Annotated in this window: 17 protein-coding genes and 1 tRNA gene; 14 read left to right on the top strand and 4 right to left on the bottom strand. The window is 41.0% G+C overall.

Annotated features, from left to right (window positions below; translation table 11 throughout):
- Positions 1-37: 37 nt before the first annotated feature.
- Positions 38-745: a nitroreductase gene (locus F975_RS11810; protein ID WP_004753578.1), complete on the bottom strand. Its 708-nt coding sequence runs from the start codon at positions 743-745 to the stop codon at positions 38-40.
- Between the two features lie 704 nt (positions 746-1449).
- Between F975_RS11810 and F975_RS11805 the strand changes: the two genes are divergently transcribed.
- Positions 1450-2925: an alanine/glycine:cation symporter family protein gene (locus F975_RS11805; protein ID WP_004753576.1), complete on the top strand. Its 1476-nt coding sequence runs from the start codon at positions 1450-1452 to the stop codon at positions 2923-2925.
- A 42-nt stretch (positions 2926-2967) separates the two neighbouring features.
- Here the strand turns inward: F975_RS11805 and F975_RS11800 are convergent, their stop codons facing one another.
- Complete coding sequence (locus F975_RS11800; RefSeq protein ID WP_004753575.1) at positions 2968-3777, bottom strand: IclR family transcriptional regulator domain-containing protein; 810 nt, start codon at positions 3775-3777, stop codon at positions 2968-2970.
- 141 nt (positions 3778-3918) lie between these two features.
- Here F975_RS11800 and pobA point away from each other — a divergent pair, with 141 nt between their 5' ends.
- Together pobA and F975_RS11790 are read left to right on the top strand one after the other, a co-directional pair.
- Complete coding sequence (gene pobA / locus F975_RS11795; protein WP_004753572.1) at positions 3919-5151, top strand: 4-hydroxybenzoate 3-monooxygenase; 1233 nt, start codon at positions 3919-3921, stop codon at positions 5149-5151.
- Positions 5152-5510: 359 nt separating this feature from the next.
- Positions 5511-5587: transfer RNA gene (locus tag F975_RS11790), tRNA-Met, on the top strand.
- Positions 5588-5693: 106 nt separating this feature from the next.
- Here F975_RS11790 and F975_RS11785 read toward each other — a convergent pair.
- Positions 5694-7319, bottom strand: coding sequence for an NAD+ synthase (locus F975_RS11785; RefSeq protein WP_004753571.1), 1626 nt, complete (start codon positions 7317-7319; stop codon positions 5694-5696).
- A gap of 414 nt (positions 7320-7733) precedes the next feature.
- On the opposite strand from F975_RS11785, the gene F975_RS11780 reads away from it, so the two are divergent.
- The 4 genes from F975_RS11780 (at position 7734) to F975_RS11765 (ending at position 11035) form a co-directional block, all read left to right on the top strand.
- Entirely contained in the window at positions 7734-8132 is a 399-nt protein-coding gene (locus F975_RS11780) for a DUF2946 family protein (protein ID WP_004753569.1), read from the top strand.
- Between the two features lie 77 nt (positions 8133-8209).
- The gene (locus tag F975_RS11775) at positions 8210-10249 is read left to right on the top strand and encodes a TonB-dependent copper receptor (RefSeq protein ID WP_004753567.1); all 2040 of its coding nucleotides are present in this window, start codon (positions 8210-8212) and stop codon (positions 10247-10249) included.
- A gap of 36 nt (positions 10250-10285) precedes the next feature.
- Complete coding sequence (locus F975_RS11770; RefSeq protein ID WP_004753564.1) at positions 10286-10570, top strand: hypothetical protein; 285 nt, start codon at positions 10286-10288, stop codon at positions 10568-10570.
- Positions 10571-10795: 225 nt separating this feature from the next.
- Complete coding sequence (locus tag F975_RS11765; RefSeq protein ID WP_004753562.1) at positions 10796-11035, top strand: helix-turn-helix domain-containing protein; 240 nt, start codon at positions 10796-10798, stop codon at positions 11033-11035.
- 63 nt (positions 11036-11098) lie between these two features.
- Here the strand turns inward: F975_RS11765 and gltA are convergent, their stop codons facing one another.
- Positions 11099-12373: a citrate synthase gene (gene gltA / locus F975_RS11760; protein ID WP_004753560.1), complete on the bottom strand. Its 1275-nt coding sequence runs from the start codon at positions 12371-12373 to the stop codon at positions 11099-11101.
- 963 nt (positions 12374-13336) lie between these two features.
- On the opposite strand from gltA, the gene sdhC reads away from it, so the two are divergent.
- The 7 genes from sdhC to lpdA all read left to right on the top strand — a co-directional run bounded on the left by sdhC (position 13337) and on the right by lpdA (position 22829).
- A complete protein-coding gene (gene sdhC / locus F975_RS11750; protein WP_004753559.1) occupies positions 13337-13729 on the top strand; it encodes a succinate dehydrogenase, cytochrome b556 subunit in 393 nt (130 codons plus the stop codon).
- Entirely contained in the window at positions 13729-14094 is a 366-nt protein-coding gene (gene sdhD, locus F975_RS11745; RefSeq protein WP_004753557.1) for a succinate dehydrogenase, hydrophobic membrane anchor protein, read from the top strand. Before sdhC ends, sdhD begins: the two co-directional genes overlap by 1 nt.
- Before the next feature lie 12 nt (positions 14095-14106).
- On the top strand, positions 14107-16002 hold the full coding sequence (sdhA, locus tag F975_RS11740; protein WP_004753554.1) for a succinate dehydrogenase flavoprotein subunit: 1896 nt from the start codon (positions 14107-14109) through the stop codon (positions 16000-16002).
- Between the two features lie 14 nt (positions 16003-16016).
- Complete coding sequence (locus F975_RS11735) at positions 16017-16727, top strand: succinate dehydrogenase iron-sulfur subunit (RefSeq protein ID WP_004753553.1); 711 nt, start codon at positions 16017-16019, stop codon at positions 16725-16727.
- Between the two features lie 573 nt (positions 16728-17300).
- On the top strand, positions 17301-20120 hold the full coding sequence (locus F975_RS11730; RefSeq protein ID WP_004753550.1) for a 2-oxoglutarate dehydrogenase E1 component: 2820 nt from the start codon (positions 17301-17303) through the stop codon (positions 20118-20120).
- Positions 20121-20140: 20 nt separating this feature from the next.
- Complete coding sequence (odhB, locus tag F975_RS11725) at positions 20141-21334, top strand: 2-oxoglutarate dehydrogenase complex dihydrolipoyllysine-residue succinyltransferase (protein WP_004753548.1); 1194 nt, start codon at positions 20141-20143, stop codon at positions 21332-21334.
- Between the two features lie 61 nt (positions 21335-21395).
- A complete protein-coding gene (gene lpdA, locus F975_RS11720) occupies positions 21396-22829 on the top strand; it encodes a dihydrolipoyl dehydrogenase (RefSeq protein ID WP_004753547.1) in 1434 nt (477 codons plus the stop codon).
- Positions 22830-23035: the final 206 nt, after the last annotated feature.

Here is a 23035-nt window from a genome sequence, read left to right as displayed (position 1 = left end):
TAGCCAGTAGACTGACTATGATTCAGTATTTCAGGGTTTATTCTTCTAGAAAAACGGTAAAGCTTTCGACTGGCTCGCGTGGAGTAATAAAAGTATTCACGATTTCATTTGGGTCAGCGTAGCCAAGCGCAACGGTACAGACCAGCTCTTCGTCTTCAGGTGCGCCCAGTTCTTCTAGTACAATCGGGTGAAAGTGGTTCCATGCTGCTTGTGGGCAAGTGTCTAGACCACGGGATTTCGCTGCTACCATAACATTTTGAATCATCATGGCAATATCCATTTTTGAGCCAATGCCCATCGCTTTGTTGACGGTAAAATATAAACCCACAGGTGCATCAAACAATTTAAAATTACGTAATTGCTGTGCAGCCATTTTTTCTTTTTCGCCGCGCTGAATATTAAGCAAACCATATAAGCCCCAGCCATTGGCACGACGGCGGTCAATAAATGGTGAAATCCATTGCTCAGGATAATAAGCGAAAGTTTCTTTATATTTTTCAGCAAGCTCAGGATGCTGGTTCACTTCAATTTGAGCCTGACATACACGCTCAACGATTGCATCACGTTTTTTACCTGTGACGACATAGACTTTCCATGGTTGAGTATTGGTACCCGAGGGTGCGCGGCTTGCAACGGCTAAAATATCTTGAATAAGCTGTGGTTCAACAGGGGTGTTTAAAAAAGCACGTACTGAATGGCGTGAAGTAATGGCATCATCGACGTAGCGAACTTGCTCCAAGTTCATAAGTACTCCTGTAATCTCATGAGTTAATGATTTTTTTAGCACTATAAACGATAGCATTAGGCAGTGGCTAGAGAAACCCGTAAGGAATTATGCGGATGATTGTCGAAAAACTATCATCTGTTTTTTTTGAATAAATGGTCAGGTTTAACTGACTGTTGTTACGAAGGAAATTTTGATTTAAATTGAAAAAATATAGAATATTTGTTGTTTATTTATACTAAATAATGAGATTGCTTGTATAAATAATAGTAAAAAATAGTTTGAAAAATAATCACTAAAATGGTGCGAAATCCTAAAAATAAGTTGGTTTTAAGTTTCATATCGGTATAATTGCGTCTTTTTTTGGTGCAAGAGATTTTTTTGGTGCAGTTTTTGCAGGGTGGGAAATTCTTCATACTGTTTTATTCTTAATCTTTTCTAAAGATTTTATTGATTTTGACTTGTGCCAGTCAAAAATTTTTTGTTGATGGCTAAGCAATTTTATTGTGTAGCACGGCTTAGATGCGGCGCTTTATGATGAGCATATATGGCTCAATAATAATGCTGACTATCACTCAGACTTTTGTAAGGGAAATTAGTAAACTCTTTCATGGACAATACATAATCGCGAGCGAATATCAGCCAATGATATATTGCCAACCTATGCAGAAAGAGTATTGAATTCTCCAACGAGTGATGCCCGTATGATCTAGAAGGACGTCTGAATGAATTCGGAATTAAATGCATTTCTCATGCGTTGGGTTGCATACTTTAATGACCCATTATGGAATTTCTTGGTAATTTTGCTACTTGCAGTTGGCTTAATTTATACCGTTGTAACAGGCGGTGTACAGATTCGAATGTTTTTACAAAGTATTCGGGTCATGAAAGAAAGCCGTCAACCAGGACAGGATGAACATGGGATTACTCCATTTCAGGCTTTTGTTACAGGTTTGGCGAGTCGCGTTGGTGTGGGGAACATCGGTGGGGTTGCTATGGCAATCGCAATTGGTGGGCCAGGTGCGGTATTTTGGATGTGGGTTACTGCATTGGTGGGCATGAGTTCAGCATTTGTTGAGTCCTCTTTAGCACAGTTGTTTAAAATCCGTGATGAACACAATGCACAGTTTCGTGGTGGTCCTGCCTATTACATTACCAAGGGCTTAAAGAGCAAGCCGTTCGGGATTATTTTTGCGCTAGCAATGATTCTGGCATACGGTTTTGTATTTAACTCGGTGCAAGCCAATGCCATGATTGATGCTTCTTCGCATGCTTGGGGCTGGGACAAAGCCAATATTATTCTTCCACTTGGTGGTCTTAACCTGACTATTTCTTGGGTCGGTTTGGCTTTGGTTGCGATTACTGCACTGGCTATTTTTGGTGGGATTAAACGGATTGCACATTTCGCCGAAATGTTTGTACCGTTGAAAGCAGGTCTGTATTTGGCGCTGGCTTTTTATATCTGTATTAGCAATTACGACCTGATTCCGCACATTTTCTACCTGATTTTTAGTAAAGCATTTCAGTTCGATGCTGCTGCGGGTGGTTTCTTCGGTAGCATGGTGTCTATGGCGATGATGCAAGGCATCAAACGCGGTCTATTCTCGAATGAAGCGGGGATGGGGTCGGCGCCAAACGCGGCAGCGGCATCGGATGTACAACATCCAGTCAACCAAGGGTTGGTACAAATGCTTGGTGTGTTTGTCGATACTTTTGTGGTGTGTACCAGTACTGCGTTGATCATTCTGATTTCAGGCGTTTACACTAATTCAGGTTTGCAAGGTGTTGAATTGACTCAGCATGCTTTGGAAACCCAGATTGGGCACTATGGCGGTGACTTTCTTGCCTTTATCCTGTTCCTGTTCTGCTACTCTGCAATTTTAGGCAACTATGCTTATGCAGAAAGTAATGTGCAGTTCATTAATAACAGCCCTGTGGTGATGTTTATTTTCCGCCTAATGGTACTGTTTATGGTGTACTTCGGCGCGATTACCAGCGTACCTTTAGTTTGGTCAATGGCAGACTTGTCGATGGGTATCATGGCAACCATCAACTTAATTGCGATCTTACTCCTCATGCCATTCTTGCGTATGATGCTGAAAGATTATCGTGCACAGCTTGGTCGTGGTGTGAAAGAACCAGTATTTAAACTGGACAGCCATCCAGAATATAAGAAAAAGATTGATACCGATATTTGGTAAGATCCAGTCGAAAAAGCCAGTGTTATCACTGGCTTTTTTTGTTTATAGCATATTGCGAATTTCCTGAGCGCAATGTCTGAGTAATGGCAAAATACTCTTGATCAAATAGTTTTCATCAATCCGTTGTTGTTGCCCAATGCAGTTTAGCGCGGCAATGGCTTGTCCCTGAGCATCAAAAATAGGAACCGCAATTGCAATAATCCCAAGCTCATGCTCCTCTTGTGAAATACAATAGTCCTGTTGGGCAATCTTCTCGAGTTCCTGTAAAAATTCACTTTCATTGGTCATACTAAATGGTGTGAGACGTTTTAAACCATAGCGCTGTACCCATGCTTGGCGTTCACTTTGGCTAAGTTGTGCCAAGAGTAACTTACCTGTTGAGGTGGCATGAGCAGGCAGGCGATGCCCCAAATGCATGCCGTAAGGGTTAAGGCGCAAGCTATCAGGTTGTGGTAGAAAGCTGCGGGCAATCGGTACGACTTCATGTTCATCCAGCACTACGATCGAAAAAGTCTGATTGGTCTGCACGCTCAGCAAGTTGAGCAAAGGTTGCGCGATTTTAGGTAGGTGTGCAGAACTCAGATAGGCGCTTGAGAAACGAAGCACACGTGGCGTTAACCAGAAATAATGCTGATCACTATCTAAAAACCCTAAAAATTTTAAGGTCTTGGCATAGCGCCGTGCCGCTGTGCGGCTAATACCCGTGCGTTGGGAAATCTGGGTGATATTCAGGCGTTGTCTTTCTATACCAAAGGTTTCAAGTACGATCAGCCCTTTAGCCAAGCCTGCAATATAGTCTTCCTGAGCAATCTGTTCCCCATTTACTGCTTGGAGATATGCCTGTTGTTCCATGGCAAGTATATCCTATTTGAAAATTGTCCGATATTCGGACAACTGTATTGTATATCGGGCATTTTCCTATTCTAGACATAGAGTGATCTGAAAAAACAGCTTAATTTACTTGCAGAATATTAATTTGATAGGGATATCATCATGAAAAATCTCAACACTCAGGTTGTGATTATTGGTTCAGGGCCTGCGGGTTTGTTACTTGGGCAGTTGCTATATAAAGCTGGAATTGAGCATATTTTGCTGGAACAGCGCAGTGCTGAATATGTGGCAGCGCGTATTCGTGCAGGTATTTTAGAACAGGTTTCTGTTGACCTTTTACATTTGGCAGGTGTTGATCAGCATCTCAAACAGCAAGGTTTGCCACATTCAGGTATTGAGATTTTGAGTCATGGTACAAAGTATCGTATTGACCTGTCAGGATTAACACAAGGCAAACAGGTGACGGTATATGGTCAAACAGAAGTGACTAAAGATCTGATGCAAGCGCGCCAACAGGAACAGCTCAGTTCATTTTATGAAGCACAGAATGTGCAAATTCATGATTTCGATAATGCACCAAAAGTCACTTTTGACTATCAGGGGGAGCAGTACCAGATTGATTGTGAGTTTATTGCGGGCTGTGATGGTTACCATGGTGTTTCTCGCGCCAGCATCCCACAAGAGCGTATTCAAACCTTTGAAAAAGTGTATCCTTTTGGCTGGTTGGGTTTACTGGCAGATGTGCCACCTGTTGCAGATGAGCTGATTTATGTCCAGTCAGAACGTGGTTTTGCATTATGCAGTATGCGCTCAAATACCCGTAGTCGTTATTACTTGCAAGTACCTTTGACCGATAAAGTGAAAAACTGGTCAGATGAACAATTTTGGGAAGAGTTAAAACGCCGTTTAGACCCTGAAAGCCGAGAAAAACTGGTGACAGGTGCTTCATTGGAAAAAAGTATTGCGCCGTTACGGAGTTTTGTCACCGAGCCAATGCGTTTTGGTAAGTTATTCTTGGCTGGAGATGCCGCACATATTGTGCCGCCAACAGGAGCAAAAGGTTTAAACCTTGCGGCTTCAGATATTGCATATTTGGCCAGTGCTTTAATTGAATATTATCAGCACGGTTCAGAGCAAGGTATTGAGCAGTATTCGGAGAAATGTTTACAGCGCGTATGGAAAGCGGAACGTTTTTCTTGGTGGATGACGAATCTACTGCATGATTTTGAAGATGATACTGCCTTTGAGAAAAAGCTGAAACAGGCTGAATTGAACTATGTTTTAGGCTCTGAAGCAGGGCAGGCAACACTGGCAGAAAACTACGTGGGTTTACCATGTGAAGTTGAGCATTTACAGCAGTTGTTTGCCGAGGGAAATTGCCAGAAAGCTTCATAAGGATCGCATTAAATTGGCTAACTTTTCAGAAGCTCTGCCTGTAGCCAATTAAACGGCAATATAACGATATCCTAATGATATCTATCATAAGGTTTCTATAATTTTGCTCAACCTTGAGTTGGGCAAAATACATGATGAGTTAACGTGTGAATATATTCTACTTATTGCGCTGATGGCACTTATAGTCATTCAGTATTTTCTATGAAAACTTATGCATTAAGCCACTTTTTTAGTTGCAAACTACAGAAAAATAGTTAATTTATAGTCAAAACATTAAATTTTGCATATTTGCTGAACAGATGGTGTTGAAACTTGTTGACGTGATTTAAAGAACTGTAGATAATGCACGCACAGTTTACGGCTATGTAGCTCAGTTGGTTAGAGCACCGCACTCATAATGCGGGGGTCACAAGTTCAAGTCTCGTCATAGCCACCATTTTTATAAACCATGCATCACTGCATGGTTTCTTTTTTTGTGCCTGACGTATGCCTAAGATATAAAAAAGCCCGAACATAAATTCGGGCTTTTTGTATTTTTTTAATTAGATACCAGCTTTCCAGCCATTTACAATTGGGTAGCGGCGTTCACGGCTAAACGCGCGTGAGCTAATACGTGGACCAATTGCACCCTGACGGCGTTTGTATTCATTGCGATCAACCAACTGAATGACTTTTTCTACAGTTGCCTGATCAAAACCGCGAGCAATAATGTCCGCTTGGCTGCTGTCTTCTTCAATGTAAGCATATAAAATGGCATCAAGCACATCGTATGCAGGTAATGAGTCTTGATCTTTTTGGTCTGGACGAAGTTCTGCTGAAGGTGGGCGAGTAATGACACGCTCAGGAATCACTGGAGTTTCACTGATACTGTTACGGTATTTTGCCAATTCAAATACAATGGTTTTGTACACATCTTTAAGAACCGCAAAACCGCCGACCATATCGCCATACAGTGTGCAGTAACCTACAGCAAGCTCAGATTTATTGCCTGTAGACAGGACTAAATTACCAAACTTGTTCGACAAACCCATGAGTAAAGTGCCGCGTGCACGTGCCTGAAGATTTTCTTCGGTCGCATCGGCAGGGCGATCACCAAAGAAAGGATACAGAGTTTGCATAAAGCTATTCACAATCGGGTGGATTTCTGCAATCCCGAATGTAATCCCTAAAGTTTTTGCTTGTTCCGCTGCATCTTCAACACTAATTTGCGAAGTGTAAGTATATGGCATCATCACAGCTTGAACTTTATCTGCGCCCAAAGCATCAACTGCAATCGCTAAGGTTAAAGCAGAGTCAATCCCGCCAGATAAACCTAAAATAACACCAGGAAAACCTGAACGTTGAACATAGTCACGGGTTGCCATGACTAGGCTTTGATAAATCTCAGCCATGGTGTCGAGTTCAGGAACAAGAGTTTGCTTAGTGTAAGCAGCCTGTTCTGTATCGAAGTCTACATAGTAGAGTTCTTCTTTGAAGCTTGCAGCACGTAAAACGACATCACCATTGCGGTTAATTGCAAAACTTGAGCCATCAAAAATCAAATCATCCTGACCACCCACCTGGTTGCTATAAATCAGGTTGATATTTAGCTCATTAGCCACTTTAGCCATGGTGGTTAAACGGTGCTGTGGTTTACCCACTTCGTAAGGTGATGAGTTGAGTACAAGTACACTGTCGACATTGAGTTGGCTCAATTGCTGTACGGTGTTAAGACTCCAAATATCTTCACAAATCAGTACACCAAATTTATGTCCTAAATATTCAAAAATCAGGTGTTGCTGACCTGCGGCAAAGTAGCGTTTTTCATCAAATACACTATAGTTCGGCAAATTCTGTTTGTTATAAATCCCCAGAATTTCACCATCTTTCATCACGGCTGCTGAGTTAAAACGTTGTCCATCTTCAGTATGATGAACAAAGCCAAACACCATCACGATATCTTTGACTTTGCTCAGTTCAGCCAACGCAGCTTCAGTGCGTTTTTTTAGACTAGGGCGCAAAAATAAATCTTCTGCAGGGTAACCAATCATGCTGAGTTCAGGAAATAAAATAATGTCAGCATGCTGTTGTTTGGCTTGGTTTGCCTGTTCGATCATTTTCTGGGTGTTGTTTTCAATATTGCCAATATGTGGAGAGAATTGAGCAAGGGCAATTTTAAAATTTTTCATTCAAATAAAATCCTATTCCTATAGGGCTTACATCAGGCTGATTTATAAATTTAATTGTTCAGCGTAATGTAAAGTATAACAGGGATATACAGTGGCGTTCAGGTAGTTATACTATATACGAAACACAGCTTAGATTGATCTTAAATCTAAAAAAATTCTGCCAGAAATACAGAAAAACCAACATTTTTGCTCAGTTTTAATAAAAAATCGACCCTAGTGAATATAGAATAAATTTTTCTATGTCAAAGCCTTATCTTTAAAAAATCCAGACTCGCAAATTTTTAGCCAAAACAAAATAAATATAGTAGACTGGCGCGAGTTTAAAAGGCTGATCATTTTAACAGCCATATTGGGGTTGCTAAGCAGAGAAGGTTAAGTTTGCTAAGAACTGGATTTGTACTTGCACTGAGTGCAATGTTGCTGCAAATCGCCGTATTTTTACAGGCGCTGCTTCCGGAAAATTTTCAGATTTCTCCGGTATGTGCCACTGTTTCCGATGCATTAGCCCTTACAAATCATAGCAATGCCACCCAAATGGATATGTCGATGGCTGATATGTCGCATATGCAGGGTATGCATATGTCGTCCCACGCCTCGGTGCATGACAAGCATCAGCACGACCCAAACCATGAATGTCTTTATTGTAAAGTTTATGGGCACATGGTTGCCTTTCTTGATCTGGAAATTAAAGAAGTCTTCGAACGTCTGCAAGTTCGCCTGATTGCTTTTCAAAAAGCTTTTAAGCATATCTATTTCGTTTTACAACGACTCTTTCTTATTCCACAAGGGCGAGCGCCCCCTCTTTTTGCTTAAACAAAATATTCAATACAAGGTATTTGTTCTTGAGGAAACCCTCAAGAATTTTGTTTATGACATAAAAGAGAAAATTCATGTCACAGCCGAAATTTATTTTACAATCGCTTGCGGTTGCAGTCGCACTTGCTTCAAATTTTGCTCAAGCGGAAGAAACCACAGATCAATCATCGATAACGACAGATGAAATTCAACTTGCTCCAATTGTAGTCACAGCAACAAAAGGCAAGAAGGCTAATGGTTTGGTGGTAGTTGCTGATCCTAAACAGCCAATTCAACCTGTTCCAGCGACCGATGGTGCGGATTATCTCAAAAGCATTGTAGGATTTAATGCCATTAGCAGCGGTGGAACCAATGGCGATGTCACATTCCGAGGAATGTTTGGTTCACGCATTAAAATGCTCACCAATGGGACTGAAAAACTTGGTGCGTGCCCTGCACGTATGGATGCGCCAACCTCTTATATTTCGCCTGAAACCTACGATAAAATTACGGTGGTGAAGGGCCCAGAAACGGTACTGTATCCAACCCCAGGTTCAGCCGCAACCGTACTTTTTGAACGCACTCCACCAAAACTGAGTAGTGAAAAACCGTATCAGGGAACGGCTAGTGTGCTAGTTGGTTCCTATGGTCGTTTAGATCAAAATTTTGATGGAACATTAGGTGATGAAACCAAATATTTGCGCCTAACCACCAGTCGTTCAACCTCAAACAGTTATAAAGATGGTAATCGCAATAAAGTCCCATCGGCATGGGAGCGTTGGACAGCAGACATAGCGATGGGATGGACACCCGATGACGATACATGGCTGGAACTCAATGCGGGTACAGGAGATGGTTACTCTGAATATGCAGGGCGTTCCATGGATGGGGTGCAATTCAAGCGGCAAAGTTTAGGTTTTCATGCGGAAAAGAAAAATATCAGCGAACATATTAAAAAAATAGAAGCGCAAATCGACTATACCGACAATGACCATGTCATGGACAACTACAGTTACCGTAGCAATGCGGGAGTACGAAGTTCAATGGAACTGGCTCGCCAAACACTCAATTCACGCTTAGCGATGACCACCGAGTGGGGGAGATTGAGTGTCGTGAGTGGTGTGGATTCGCAACATTGGAATCATGGTGGAGATATGAAAAGCACCATGATGATGATGAATAAGCCTTATATGCGTAATATGAAATATCAATCCTATGGCGCATTTAGTGAACTGACCTATCATTTGAACAACAGTAATCAGTTGGTGACAGGGGCACGTCTGGATCGCGTGGCAATGACCACATCAAAAACCAATATCATCACCAATCCAAGTGAACGCACTGAAACCGTTCCAAGTGCTTTTATTCGCTTAGAAAATAGTTTGCCAGATTCTGGCATTAAAAATTATGTTGGTTTAGGTTATGTTGAACGAGTTCCTGATTTTTGGGAATTGTTTAGCACTAAACTCTCTTCTGGGGCTTACAGTATTAATAACATGGATGCTGTAAAAACAGAGAAAACGACACAGCTAGATATTGGTTCACAATGGCAGCAAGGAAAATGGAATGCTTGGGCATCGGTCTATGCGGGTATTGTGAAAGATTTTATCCTGATCCAGTATGCCAATCCGAGCATTTCACAGTCTTATCCGACTGTGCGTAATGTTGATGCAACGATTGCAGGGGCAGAAACAGGGCTGGGATATCAATTTACCCCGCATATTCAAACTGATTTGAGTGTTATGTATGCATGGGGTGAAAATACTTCCGATCATACGCCGTTACCACAAATTGCACCTCTGGAAGCTCGCCTTAATCTACGCTATGTACAAGACCATTACACATTGGGTTTATTGGTACGTTCGGTTGCCAAGCAGAATCGTTATAGTTTGTATCAGGGAAATATTGTTGGTTATGACATGGGGGAAAGTAAAGCCTTTACCACCATTGCGCTCAACGCAACCTATCATTTGACTCAAGGTGTTGACCTGTCTTTGGGTGTCGATAATCTCTTGAATAAAGCCTATGCTGAACACTTAAATAAAGCGGGGGCGAGTGCTTTTGGTTATGCCGCAAATACGCAGTTTGACAATATCGGCCGTAATTATTGGGCGCGAATGAGCTTTAAATTCTAACGCAAAATTTTTTCAACTTGTAACAAGGTAAATTGTATGGAAAATTCACAAGGTAAAAGCACTTCAAAGGTTTGGCGTGGTGTCATTATTGCTGTGATTTTAGGTATGACCTTTTTGGGATTTTTATATTATAGCGTTGCATCCGATAGCAATGATATCAATCGCTACTCTCAGCAATGGCGCTCTACGGGTGATGAATCTTCAGCATCTGCACAACATGATATGTCCAATATGAAAGATATGGATATGTCGAAAATGAGCGAGCATGATATGGCAAATATGCAGCATGATGCGCCTGCAAGTTCAGCAAAACAACCTTAAGTCAGAGGTATAGAAACTTGTTTTTAGTGTATTTAGAGCAGTTTGTAGCTTGTATTAAGTCAAATTACAGTCTCTTAACCGATGTTGCCATTCAATAATCTGGTTGATTGAGCTGTTTTATACGGCGGATTTTACTGCCACTAAAGCAGGTTTCTTCTGCAATGTTGAGCTAGCTTCGCGCAGCTATGCGCTGTTTATCACGTGATAAAAAATTGGGTGAGGATAATGGACATAAAAAATCAATCCATTCATCAGACACAGGATTTGCGATTGGCACAGCAAATTGTATTGGCACGTAAGCGTATTCAAATTACTCAGTTACAACTGGCACAAATCTTGGGAGTTTCTGTCAGAACACTGGAAAGTTGGGAGCGTGGAACACGAAAACCATCGAGTGCCGCACAGACGTTATTAAAACTCTTTATTCATAATCCGAGTTTTGTTGTTCGTTATTTGACATATTAATTCAGTATAAAAAAGACCGCAAAATGCGGTCTTTTTTGTCGTTTGCTGCTTTCCTTGAGGAAATTAGCGCTTGATGTCGCGTTGAGTTTCGCCAGTGTAAAGCTGACGAGGGCGACCAATCTTGTAAGGTCCGCTGTGCATTTCTAACCAGTGGCTGATCCAGCCTACTGTACGTGCAAGAGCGAAGATTACTGTAAACATTTCTGTTGGGATACCAATCGCTTTAAGGATGATACCTGAGTAGAAGTCTACGTTTGGATACAAGTTACGTTTAATGAAGTATTCGTCAGAAAGCGCAATACGTTCAAGCTCCATCGCAAGTGCAAGTTGTGGATCGTTGATGCCAAGAGCAGCAAGAACTTCGTCACAAGTTTCTTTCATCACTTTCGCGCGAGGGTCGAAGTTTTTGTAAACACGGTGACCGAAGCCCATGAGTTTAACTTCTTTAGTTTTCACTTTTTCCATGAAGCCAGCAACGTTTTCTACAGTGCCGATTTCGTCAAGCATCTTAAGAACAGCTTCGTTTGCACCACCGTGAGCAGGTCCCCAAAGTGCAGAGATACCAGCAGCGATACATGCATATGGGTTTGCACCAGTAGAACCAGCTAAACGTACTGTAGACGTAGATGCATTTTGCTCATGGTCAGCATGAAGCGTAAAGATACGATCCATTGCTTTAGCAAGAATAGGGTTTACTTTGTAATCACGGTCTGCAGGAGTGGCAAACATCATGTACAAGAAGTTTTCCGCATAGCTCAAGTCATTGCGAGGGTACATAAATGGTTGACCCACTGTGTACTTGTAGCTCCACGCTGCTAGCGTAGGGATTTTCGCAATTAGGCGAACTGCAGTAATTTCACGATGATTAACATCTTCGATGTTTAAATTATTGTGATAGAACGCAGACAATGCACCCACTACACCAACCATGATTGCCATAGGGTGAGCGTCACGGCGGAAACCATTATAGAAACGACTTACTTGGTCATGAACCATAGTGTGGTTACGAACTTTTGCATCAAATTCTGCTTTTTGTTCTGGCGTTGGTAATTCACCATTTAAAAGCAAGTAGCAAGTTTCTAAATAGTCAGCTTTAGTCGCTAATTGATCGATTGGGTAGCCACGGTGTAATAAAACGCCTTTGTTACCATCGATGAATGTGATTTTAGATTCACAAGAAGCGGTAGCCATAAAACCAGGATCGAAAGTGAAATGACCTGCGGCTAATACGTCTTTAACGTCAATAACGTCTGGACCTAATGTGCCGCTATAAATTGGCAGTTCAATTTCTTTTCCATCAAGTTTTAAAACGGCTTTCTTGCCAGTTGCTTCAGACATTCAATAGATCTCCTGTCCTGGTGAATGTTGATCTGATACGTATTAATTGTATTTTAATGAACGTAATCAGGGGGATAAACACGGACAAAGCTTATGCCTTACTAAAAAATTGTCAATAATACTTTGGATTAACTTTTAACCTCTATGTTAATAGCCTCCATGCTGTATACATCCAAATTTGTAGTAGCGTTCTTTTGTCCGACATAAATGTACAGCAAGCAGCGGCGAAAAATACAGTACATATTGCAATTATTATGTGGAAAAAGAGCCAAAAAGGCTTAAAAGTGTCTAAAAAATAATCATGAAAATACCTAAAGTCTATAAAACACGGTTATTTGCTGTCGAAATATTTGGTAAAACATTTATTGGTAAAAAGTCATAATCAATTTTCACGAAGCTATGCGCTAGATCACATATTTAGCTCAATATAGATGAATGTACGTACTCTCATAGAAAAAAACAATGATAAAAAGCGACAACTTAGTAAAGTTTATTCATGAGCAGTATTTATTTTAAAAATGGTTGTTCTTTGAGTGAGTGATCTTCAAATTGGGTGAAAAACTTAAAAATGGCGAAAAGGTATGCAAAAAGTTGGTTGTGTATCTCCTCAGATAAATGTTCCTTATTCTTTTTTATAATATTGGTCTTTGGTTGTAGGGTGAAATTTGGAAAAATTTTCTGGAAGTGATGCTGAATTTTAAAATTCACTTATAAAAATAATAACATAGCAAATAAATAGTGGAAAAATACAAGGAATTTGTGAAGAATAAACTATGTAAATGATTCTTATTTATAATATAAATTAAAATTGTAGGCATTTAGGTTGTTTGAATTTTGTTAGTTTGCGTTCTATAATCAAGTGTCGTTTAAAAGTTTAGGCATTTGCTAGCCTAACGATGCCAGCTTTCCTTCGAATTAATCAAACAAACTCCGGATGGAGTTTCTACTTACAGGATGCCCGCTGTGAAAAGCAACAGACCTGTCAATTTGTCCATGGGGCAGGTGTTAGCGGTTAACTTACGCTCTCCCGTGGCTATTGCATCAATCTTGCACCGTTTATCTGGTGTCATCGTATTTTTGTTGGTTCCAGTACTTTTATGGATATTAGATAAGTCACTGTCTTCGCCAGAAGGCTTTACTTATGTGAAAGAACAAATATTTGGGAATTTCTTAGTACGATTCATTGTTTGGGTTTTTGTAGCAGGTTTAATCTACCATTTTATTGGTGGTATTAAGCATTTACTCGCAGACCTTGGTTTTAATGAAGAACTACAAAGTGGTCGAGTTGCAGCTACAATTTCATTGGTTCTATCTGTGGTAGCAATTATCGCAGCTTTTATATGGATCGTATTCTAATGAAAAGTGCTACAGGTTTAACAGGTTCAGGTTCTCGTGATTGGTATCTCCAACGTGTGAGCGCAGTTGTTCTAGCAGTTTATACAGTCGTGATTTTTGGATGGATTTTATTCCACGGCGGCTTTGGCTTTGAACAATGGTCTGGCTTTATGATGACTTTGCCAATGAAAATTCTTTCATTGCTGTCAATTTTATCATTGGTTGTACACGCTTGGATTGGTATGTGGCAAGTCTTTACTGACTATGTAACTACTCGTCAAATGGGTCCATCTGCTAAAGGTTTGCGCCTAGTATTAACGACTGCAGTGATTATTGCTGTGTTTGTGTATGCGATCTGGGGTATCCAGATTTTCTGGGCGAATTGATAGGAAAAAATCATGGGCGCGATAACCCCTAAAGAAGATTATTCAAATATCCAAAACCTGACTTTCGATACTGTTATCGTTGGTGGTGGTGGTTCTGGTATGCGTGCTGCTTATCAGCTAGCTCAAGCTGGTTTGAAAGTTGCAGTATTGACTAAAGTATTCCCAACACGTTCGCACACTGTTGCAGCGCAAGGTGGTATTGGTGCATCTCTTGGTAACATGCAAGAAGATAACTGGCACTATCACTTTTATGACACTGTAAAAGGTTCAGACTGGTTAGGTGATCAAGACGCAATCGAGTTTATGTGTCGTGAAGCGCCGAAAGTTGTTTATGAACTTGAACACATGGGTATGCCATTTGACCGTAACAAAGATGGTACGATCTATCAGCGTCCATTTGGTGGTCACTCTGCAAACTATGGTGAGAAACCAGTTCCACGTGCATGTGCAGCAGCTGACCGTACTGGCCACGCGCTTTTGCATACGCTTTATCAAAGCAACGTGAAAATGGGTACTCAATTCTTTGTTGAATGGATTGCACTTGATTTAATCCGCAATGAAGAAGGTGATGTTCTTGGTGTAACAGCAATTGACCAAGAAACAGGTAACATTGCAGTATTCCAAGCAAAAGCAACTTTGTTTGCTACTGGTGGTGCTGGTCGCGTGTATCGTGCATCAACAAATGCATATATTAATACTGGTGACGGTCTTGGTATGGCTGCACGTGCGGGTATTCCATTGCAAGATATGGAATTCTGGCAATTCCACCCAACAGGTGTTGCAGGCGCAGGCGTACTTCTTACTGAAGGTTGCCGTGGTGAAGGTGCGATTCTTCGTAACAAAGATGGCGAACCATTCATGGAACGCTATGCACCAACTTTAAAAGACTTGGCGCCACGTGACTTCGTTTCACGTTCTATGGACCAAGAAATTAAAGAAGGTCGTGGTTGTGGTCCTAAAGGTGACTATATCTTGCTAGATATGACTCACTTAGGTGCTGATACCATCATGAAACGCTTGCCATCTGTATTTGAGATTGGTAAGAAATTCGCGAACGTTGATATCACTAAAGAGCCAATTCCAGTTGTACCAACAATCCATTATCAAATGGGTGGTATTCCAACCAATATTCATGGTCAGGTTGTACTTCCTGAAGCAGCAACTGCTGAAGAATTGAATGCTGGATACGACAAGGCTACTGATACTTATCATGCCAACAATCAGCGTAACTTCGTGAAGCCAGTAAAAGGTTTCTATGCGATCGGTGAGTGTTCTTGTGTGTCTGTACATGGTGCAAACCGTTTAGGTACAAACTCATTGCTTGACTTGGTTGTGTTTGGTAAGGCTGCTGGTGAACATATTATTGATTATGTAACCAAGCATCATGGTGATGAATACGCGCCACTTCCAACAGATGTTCTTGTGAGTACTTTGGCTCGCGTCCGTAAATTGGATGAGTCAACCAGTGGTGAAAATGCTCAAGACGTTGCTGATGCAATTCGTGACATCGTTCAAGATCACGCAGGTGTATTCCGTACTCAAGCATTGCTTGATGAAGGTGTAAAACAAATCCTTGCGTTAGGACCACGTGTGCGTAACATTCATTTGAAAGACAAATCAAAAGTATTTAACACAGCACGTGTTGAAGCACTTGAAGTTGAAAACTTGTATGAAGTTGCAAAAGCGACACTGATTTCTGCTGCTGCACGTAAAGAATGTCGTGGTGCGCATACGGTTGTTGATTATGAGTTACCACCAGATCACCCAGAGTATCCATACGGTCGTCGTGATGATGACTGGATGAAACATACTTTGTGGTATTCATCTGACAATCATCTAGAATACAAGCCAGTGCGTTATAAGCCGCTGACTGTTGATGCGATTCCACCAAAACCACGTACATTCTAATCGGGAGTATAAAGATGAGTAGAGGTACTCGTACATTCGAAATCTACCGCTATGATCCTGATAAGGATAAAGCGCCGTACATGCAAACTTTCAAGCTTGAGTTGACAGATAAGCACCGTATGTTGCTTGATGCTTTACTAGCTTTGAAAGTGCAAGATGAAACACTGACTTTCCGTCGTTCTTGTCGTGAAGGGATTTGTGGTTCAGATGGTGTGAACATCAACGGTAAAAATGGTTTGGCTTGCTTGCAAAACCTGAATGATCTTCCTGAGAAGATTGTGATCCGTCCTTTACCTGGTTTGCCAGTAATCAAGGATTTGGTTGTTGATATGAATCAGTTCTATGATCAATACAACAAGATTCAGCCATTCCTGATTAATAACCAGCCAGCACCACCAAAAGAGCGTTTGCAATCTCCTGAAGAGCGTGAACACTTAAATGGTTTGTATGAATGTATTTTGTGTGCATGTTGTTCAACTTCATGCCCATCATTCTGGTGGAACCCAGATAAATTCTTGGGTCCTTCAGCATTATTAAATGCATACCGTTTCATTATTGATTCACGTGATACAGCGACTCAAGATCGTTTGGCTCGTTTAGATGACCCATTCAGTCTATTCCGTTGTAAAGGAATCATGAACTGTGTATCAGTTTGTCCTAAAGGTTTAAACCCAACAAAAGCAATCGGTCATATCCGTAGTATGTTGTTAGACCAAGCGGGCTAATTAGATGTACAAAAAAGCGCACATTGAATGATGTGCGCTTTTTTTTATTTGTAGTGGGAGTGTTAAGTTGAGTTGCCTTGTAATTGCATGTTTTTGATGGATCGATCAACATATATCTCTGTTTTGTATTTATATATTTTGATGCGTGATGAGAGGTATGTGGGAAAAAAATTAAATCAATTGGGATAACATGTTAGCATTTAGCAAGTCACTATATTAAAAAAAATAGTGAAAAAAAAGAGCTATTATTTTCGTAATGTGAGAAAATAGCATTGTTAAAAAGTAACAGGAAAACGTTTTAGAAAAGCTAAATCGTGTATTTATCTTTATCTAAGACGATTTGCAAAAAATTGCTCGGCTTTTGGTCGGGTATAAGATGAGTGATGATGCCAGGTATGGGCGTTATAATTCATTGTGCCTATAAGGTAGGTTATGCTTATTTTATAAGCACGAATATTCCTGATGATGAAAGTCATCGGGCATGGTGTCATGGTTACCAATCTGACATTATCGATCATGGATTGCTTCACTGAGTAATCTGTAATATTTTTGCAATAGGAAATGGGTCCAAAAATGCAAGAAGTTGCTGACGCATTGCGTCTTGATACTGAACTTTCCGCTGATAGTGCAGCGTATATCGAAGAACTATACGAGCAGTACCTAACTTCTCCATCATCTGTCAGTGAAGACTGGCGTCAATATTTCGATAAATTCCCAAAAGGCGACCAACCACACGGAACTGTGCGTGAACAATTTTTATTACTTGGTCGTAATTCAAATCGCGTACAGTCTGTTGTGCAAAGTACCGTAAGCACTGAGCATGAAAAACGCCAAATTGGTGTTTTACAGCTTATTTCTGCTTATCGCAACCGCGGACACCAAAAAGCGAAGTTGGACCCTCTCGGTTTAGCAAAGCGTGAAGACGTTCCTGATTTAGAATTAAATGCACATGGGTTGACTAAATCTGATCTAGATACCGTATTTAACACCGGTAATCTTGCGATTGGTAAAGATGAGGCAACTCTTGGTGAAATGGTTGAAACCATGCAGTCGATTTACTGTGGGTCTATTGGTGCAGAATATATGCACATCGTAGATACAGTAGAAAAACGCTGGATTCAACAGCGCCTTGAAGGTGCACGCGGTCAATTTAGCTTTACAGCTGAGCAAAAGAAACATTTCTTGGAGCGTTTGACTGCCGCTGAAGGTTTGGAAAAATATCTCGGTAATAAATTTGTAGGTGCAAAACGCTTTGGTTTGGAAGGTGGTGAAACCTTCATTCCAATGGTCAATGAAATTATTCAACGTGCAGGTACAGTGGGCTGTAAGGAAGTGGTTATTGGTATGCCACACCGCGGTCGCTTGAACTTGCTTGTGAATATTATGGGTAAAAACCCTGCTGACCTATTTGGTGAGTTTGAAGGTAAAGCACTGACCAAGAAAGGTTCTGGTGACGTAAAATATCACCAAGGTTTCTCATCAAATGTGATGACACCAGGTGGCGAAGTTCACTTGGCATTGGCGTTTAACCCATCACACTTAGAAATTGTTGGGCCTGTAGTTGAAGGTTCTGTTCGTGCACGCCAAGTTCGTCGTAAAGACATTGGTGGTGATGATGTGTTACCTGTGATTGTTCACGGTGATGCTGCATTTGCAGGTCAGGGTGTGAACATGGAAACTTTCCAAATGTCACAAACCCGCGGCTATACCGTTGGTGGTACTGTTCATATTGTTGTGAATAACCAAGTTGGTTTTACAACATCTGATCCGCGTGATGCACGTTCTACCGAATACTGTACTGACATTGCGAAAATGGTTCAGTCACCAATCTTCCATGTGAATGGTGATGATCCTGAGGCAGTTGTATTTATTGCTCAACTTGCACATGACTTCCGTCATACATTCCGCAAAGATGTTGTAATTGACTTGTTCTGTTACCGTCGTCGTGGTCACAACGAAGCAGATGAGCCATCTGCAACTCAACCTGTGATGTATCAGGTGATTAACAAGAAAGCGACTACACGTACGCTTTATGCTGATCAACTAGTACAACAAAAAATCTTGGATCGTGCTGAAGCAGACAAGATGGTTGAAGACTACCGCGCTGATTTGGAAGCAGGTAAACATGTTGCCAACGCATTGGTACTTGAGCCAAATACAAAAATGTTTGTGGACTGGACACCTTACTTGGGTCATGACTACACAGACAACTGGGATACATCTTTTGATATCGAACGTCTAAAAGCGATTGGTACAAAAATGCGTCAGCTTCCAGAAGGCTTTGAAATGCAACGTCAAGTTTCAAAAGTAATTGACGAACGCTTGAAAATGCAAACTGGTGAAACGCCTTTAAACTGGGGTGCTGCTGAAACTTTAGCGTATGCAACTTTGCTTGATGAAGGCTATTTGGTTCGTATCAGTGGTGAAGACGTTGGTCGTGGTACATTCTCACACCGTCACGCTAAACTACATAACCAAAAAGATGGTTCAGTTTATATTCCGCTTTGTAATGTTAAAGAAAACCAACCACGCTTTGCGCTTTGGGATTCATTGCTTTCTGAAGAAGCAGTTTTGGCATTTGAATATGGTTATGCAACTACATTGCCAAACAGCTTGATCGTTTGGGAAGCTCAGTTTGGTGACTTCGCCAACTGTGCGCAAGTGGTGATTGACCAGTTCATCGCATCTGGTGAAACCAAGTGGGAACGTGTTTGTGGTTTAACCATGTTGTTACCACACGGCTTTGAAGGTCAAGGTCCTGAGCATTCATCTGCACGTCTAGAGCGTTATTTGCAGCTTTGTGCAGAAGACAACATGCAAGTGATCACACCGACAACGCCTGCACAAATTTACCATGCATTGCGTCGTCAGGCTGTTCGTCCAATCCGTAAACCATTGATTGTGATGTCACCTAAGTCATTGCTTCGTCATAAACTTGCAGTATCTAACCTAGATGAATTGGCAAATGGTCAATTCCAAACTGTGATTGATGAAGTTGATCAAATCAACAAAGCAGACGTAACCCGTATCGTATTCTGTGGCGGTAAAGTGTATTACGACTTGCTTGAAAAACGTCGTGAAGCTGCGCTAGGTAATGTTGCGATTGTTCGTGTAGAACAGTTGTATCCATACCCAGAGCAACGTATTGCTGAAGTTCTTAATGCTTATCCAGATGCAACAGAAGTTGTTTGGTGTCAGGAAGAACCGAAGAACCAAGGTGCATGGCACTTTATTGCCCCATTCTTATACGAAACAGTATCAAATGTTGGCAAACAAGCACGCATTAGCTTCGCAGGTCGTGATGCTTCTGCAGCCCCAGCATGTGGTTCACCATATTTACATGCAAAACAACAAGCTAAATTAATTCAAGACGCGCTTGCGATTGAAGCCTAATCATCAGGAGAGACTAAAGAATGGCAACCGAAATTAAGGCACCAGTATTTCCAGAGTCTGTAGCAGACGGAACAATTGCAACTTGGCACAAAAAAGTTGGTGAACCTGTATCACGTGACGAAGTGATCTGTGATATTGAAACTGATAAAGTTGTATTGGAAGTTGTTGCACCTGCTGATGGTAGCTTAGTTGCAATTGTGAAAGGTGAAGGCGATACAGTTCTTTCTAGTGAAGTAATTGCTCAATTTGAAGCAGGCGCAGTTTCTGGCGCTGTAGCTGCAGCACCTGAAGCTGTACAAAGCGAAGAAAAAGCTGCACCAGCAGCTGCTACAAGTGCTGCATCTGTTCAAGACCAAGCACCTGCAGTGCGTAAAGCATTAAATGAAACAGGTATTGCTGCTACTGACGTACAAGGTACAGGTCGCGGTGGTCGCATTACCAAAGAAGATGTTGCAAATCATCAAGCAAAACCAGCTGCTGCTAGCGTAACACCGTTAAGCGTTGCAGTGGGTGAGCGTATTGAAAAACGTGTTCCAATGACTCGCTTACGTAAGCGTGTTGCAGAACGCTTACTTGCAGCAACTCAGCAAACTGCAATGTTGACAACGTTTAACGAAGTGAACATGAAGCCAGTGATGGAAATGCGTAAACAATACAAAGACATCTTTGAAAAACGTCATGGTGCACGTTTAGGCTTTATGTCTTTCTTTGTTAAAGCAGTTACTGAAGCACTTAAACGTTATCCAGCAGTCAATGCGTCTATTGACGGTGATGATATTGTTTATCATGGTTTCTACGACATTGGTGTTGCTGTATCTTCAGAGCGTGGTCTAGTTGTTCCTGTACTACGTGATACTGATCGCATGAGCTATGCTGAAGTTGAAAATGGTATCCGTGATTTTGCTTACAAGGCACGTGATGGTAAATTGGCAATCGAAGACATGACTGGCGGTACGTTCACCATTACCAATGGTGGTACATTCGGTTCATTGCTTTCAACTCCAATTTTGAACCAACCGCAAACAGGTATCTTGGGTATGCATAAAATCCAAGAACGTCCTATGGCGGTTAATGGTCAAGTTGAAATCTTGCCAATGATGTATTTAGCGCTTTCTTATGACCACCGTATGATCGATGGTAAAGAAGCTGTAGGCTTCTTGGTAACAATCAAAGAATTGTTAGAAGAACCAGCTAAACTTATCCTAGACCTTTAATTTTTACGAATAATATAAACCAAGGCAGAGCGATCCTTTGTCTTGGTGCATGGAGATAAACATGTCTCAGCAATTTGATCTTGTTGTTATTGGCGGCGGTCCTGGTGGTTATGAAGCTGCAATTCGTGCTGCTCAACTGGGTTTTAAAGTCGCTTGTATCGAAAAACGTATTCATAACGGTAAGCCATCTTTAGGCGGTACTTGCTTGAACGTAGGTTGTATCCCTTCTAAAGCATTACTTGATTCTTCACATCGTTATGAAGATACAGTGCATCATTTGGCTGATCACGGTATTACTACTGGTGAAGTAAATTTTGACCTTGCAAAACTTCTTGCTCGCAAAGACAAAATTGTTGACCAATTGACTGGCGGTATTGATCAATTGCTTAAAGGCAATGGTATTGAGTGGTTAAAAGGTACAGGTAAATTACTTGCTGGTAAAAAAGTTGAGTTTGTTTCACACGAAGGTGAAACTCAAGTTTTAGAACCAAAATATGTGATTCTTGCTTCTGGTTCTGTGCCTGTAAATATTCCTGTAGCTCCTGTAGATCAAGACTTGATCGTGGATTCAACAGGTGCACTAAACTTCCCTGAAGTACCTAAACGTTTAGGTGTAATTGGTGCTGGTGTAATCGGTTTAGAACTTGGTTCAGTATGGCGTCGTCTTGGTGCTGAAGTTGTTGTGTTTGAAGCAATGGATGCATTCTTACCAATGGCTGACAAAGCAGTAGCTAAGGAATATCAAAAAATCTTGACTAAACAAGGTTTAGATATCCGTGTTGGCGCTAAAGTTGCTGGTACTGAAATTAACGGTCGCGAAGTGACTGTTAAGTACACCCAAGGTGGCGAAGAGAAAACTGAAACTTTTGACAAATTGATCGTTTGTGTAGGTCGTAAAGCTTATGCAGAAGGTTTGTTGGCTGAAGATTCGGGCATCAAATTAACTGAGCGTGGCTTGGTTGAAGTGAATGACTGGTGTGCAACTTCTGTTGAAGGTGTATACGCGATTGGTGACTTGGTTCGTGGTCCAATGCTTGCACACAAAGCAATGGAAGAAGGTGTAATGGCGGTTGAGCGTATTCATGGCCATGCTGCACAAGTGAACTATGACACAATCATCTCAGTAATCTATACACATCCAGAAGCGGCATGGGTTGGTTTAACTGAAGAACAAGCGAAAGAAAAAGGTCATGAAGTAAAAACTGGTCAATTCGGTTTTGCTGTAAATGGTCGTGCTTTAGCTGCGGGTGAAGGTGCTGGTTTCGTTAAATTCGTTGCTGATGCAAAAACTGACCGTTTATTGGGTATGCATGTTATTGGACCTGCAGCATCTGATATCGTTCACCAAGGTATGATCGCACTTGAGTTTGTATCTTCTGTTGAAGATCTTCAGTTAATGACATTTGGTCACCCAACATTCTCTGAAGTTGTTCATGAAGCTGCACTTGCTGTAGATGGTCGTGCAATTCACGCGATTCAGCGTAAACGTAAATAATTAGATGAATTAAATAATCTAATTGGAAAATGGCGGTTAATATAACCGCCATTTTTTATTTCAAAATATTGAAATATATAAATTTAATAGAATAAAAATTACTTATTATTTATCAATAAAATACCTAAACTTTATAATATTTTTGAAAATGATGCTTAATTTGTAGTAAAGAGTTGAGTTCCCTGAAAATTTCCACTACAACTAGA

This window comes from Acinetobacter brisouisimilis (genome assembly GCF_000368265.1).
Taxonomy (GTDB): Bacteria; Pseudomonadota; Gammaproteobacteria; order Pseudomonadales; family Moraxellaceae; genus Acinetobacter.
The sequence above is the reverse complement of the archived record's forward strand: the minus strand, read 5'-3'. Positions and strand labels throughout refer to the sequence as shown.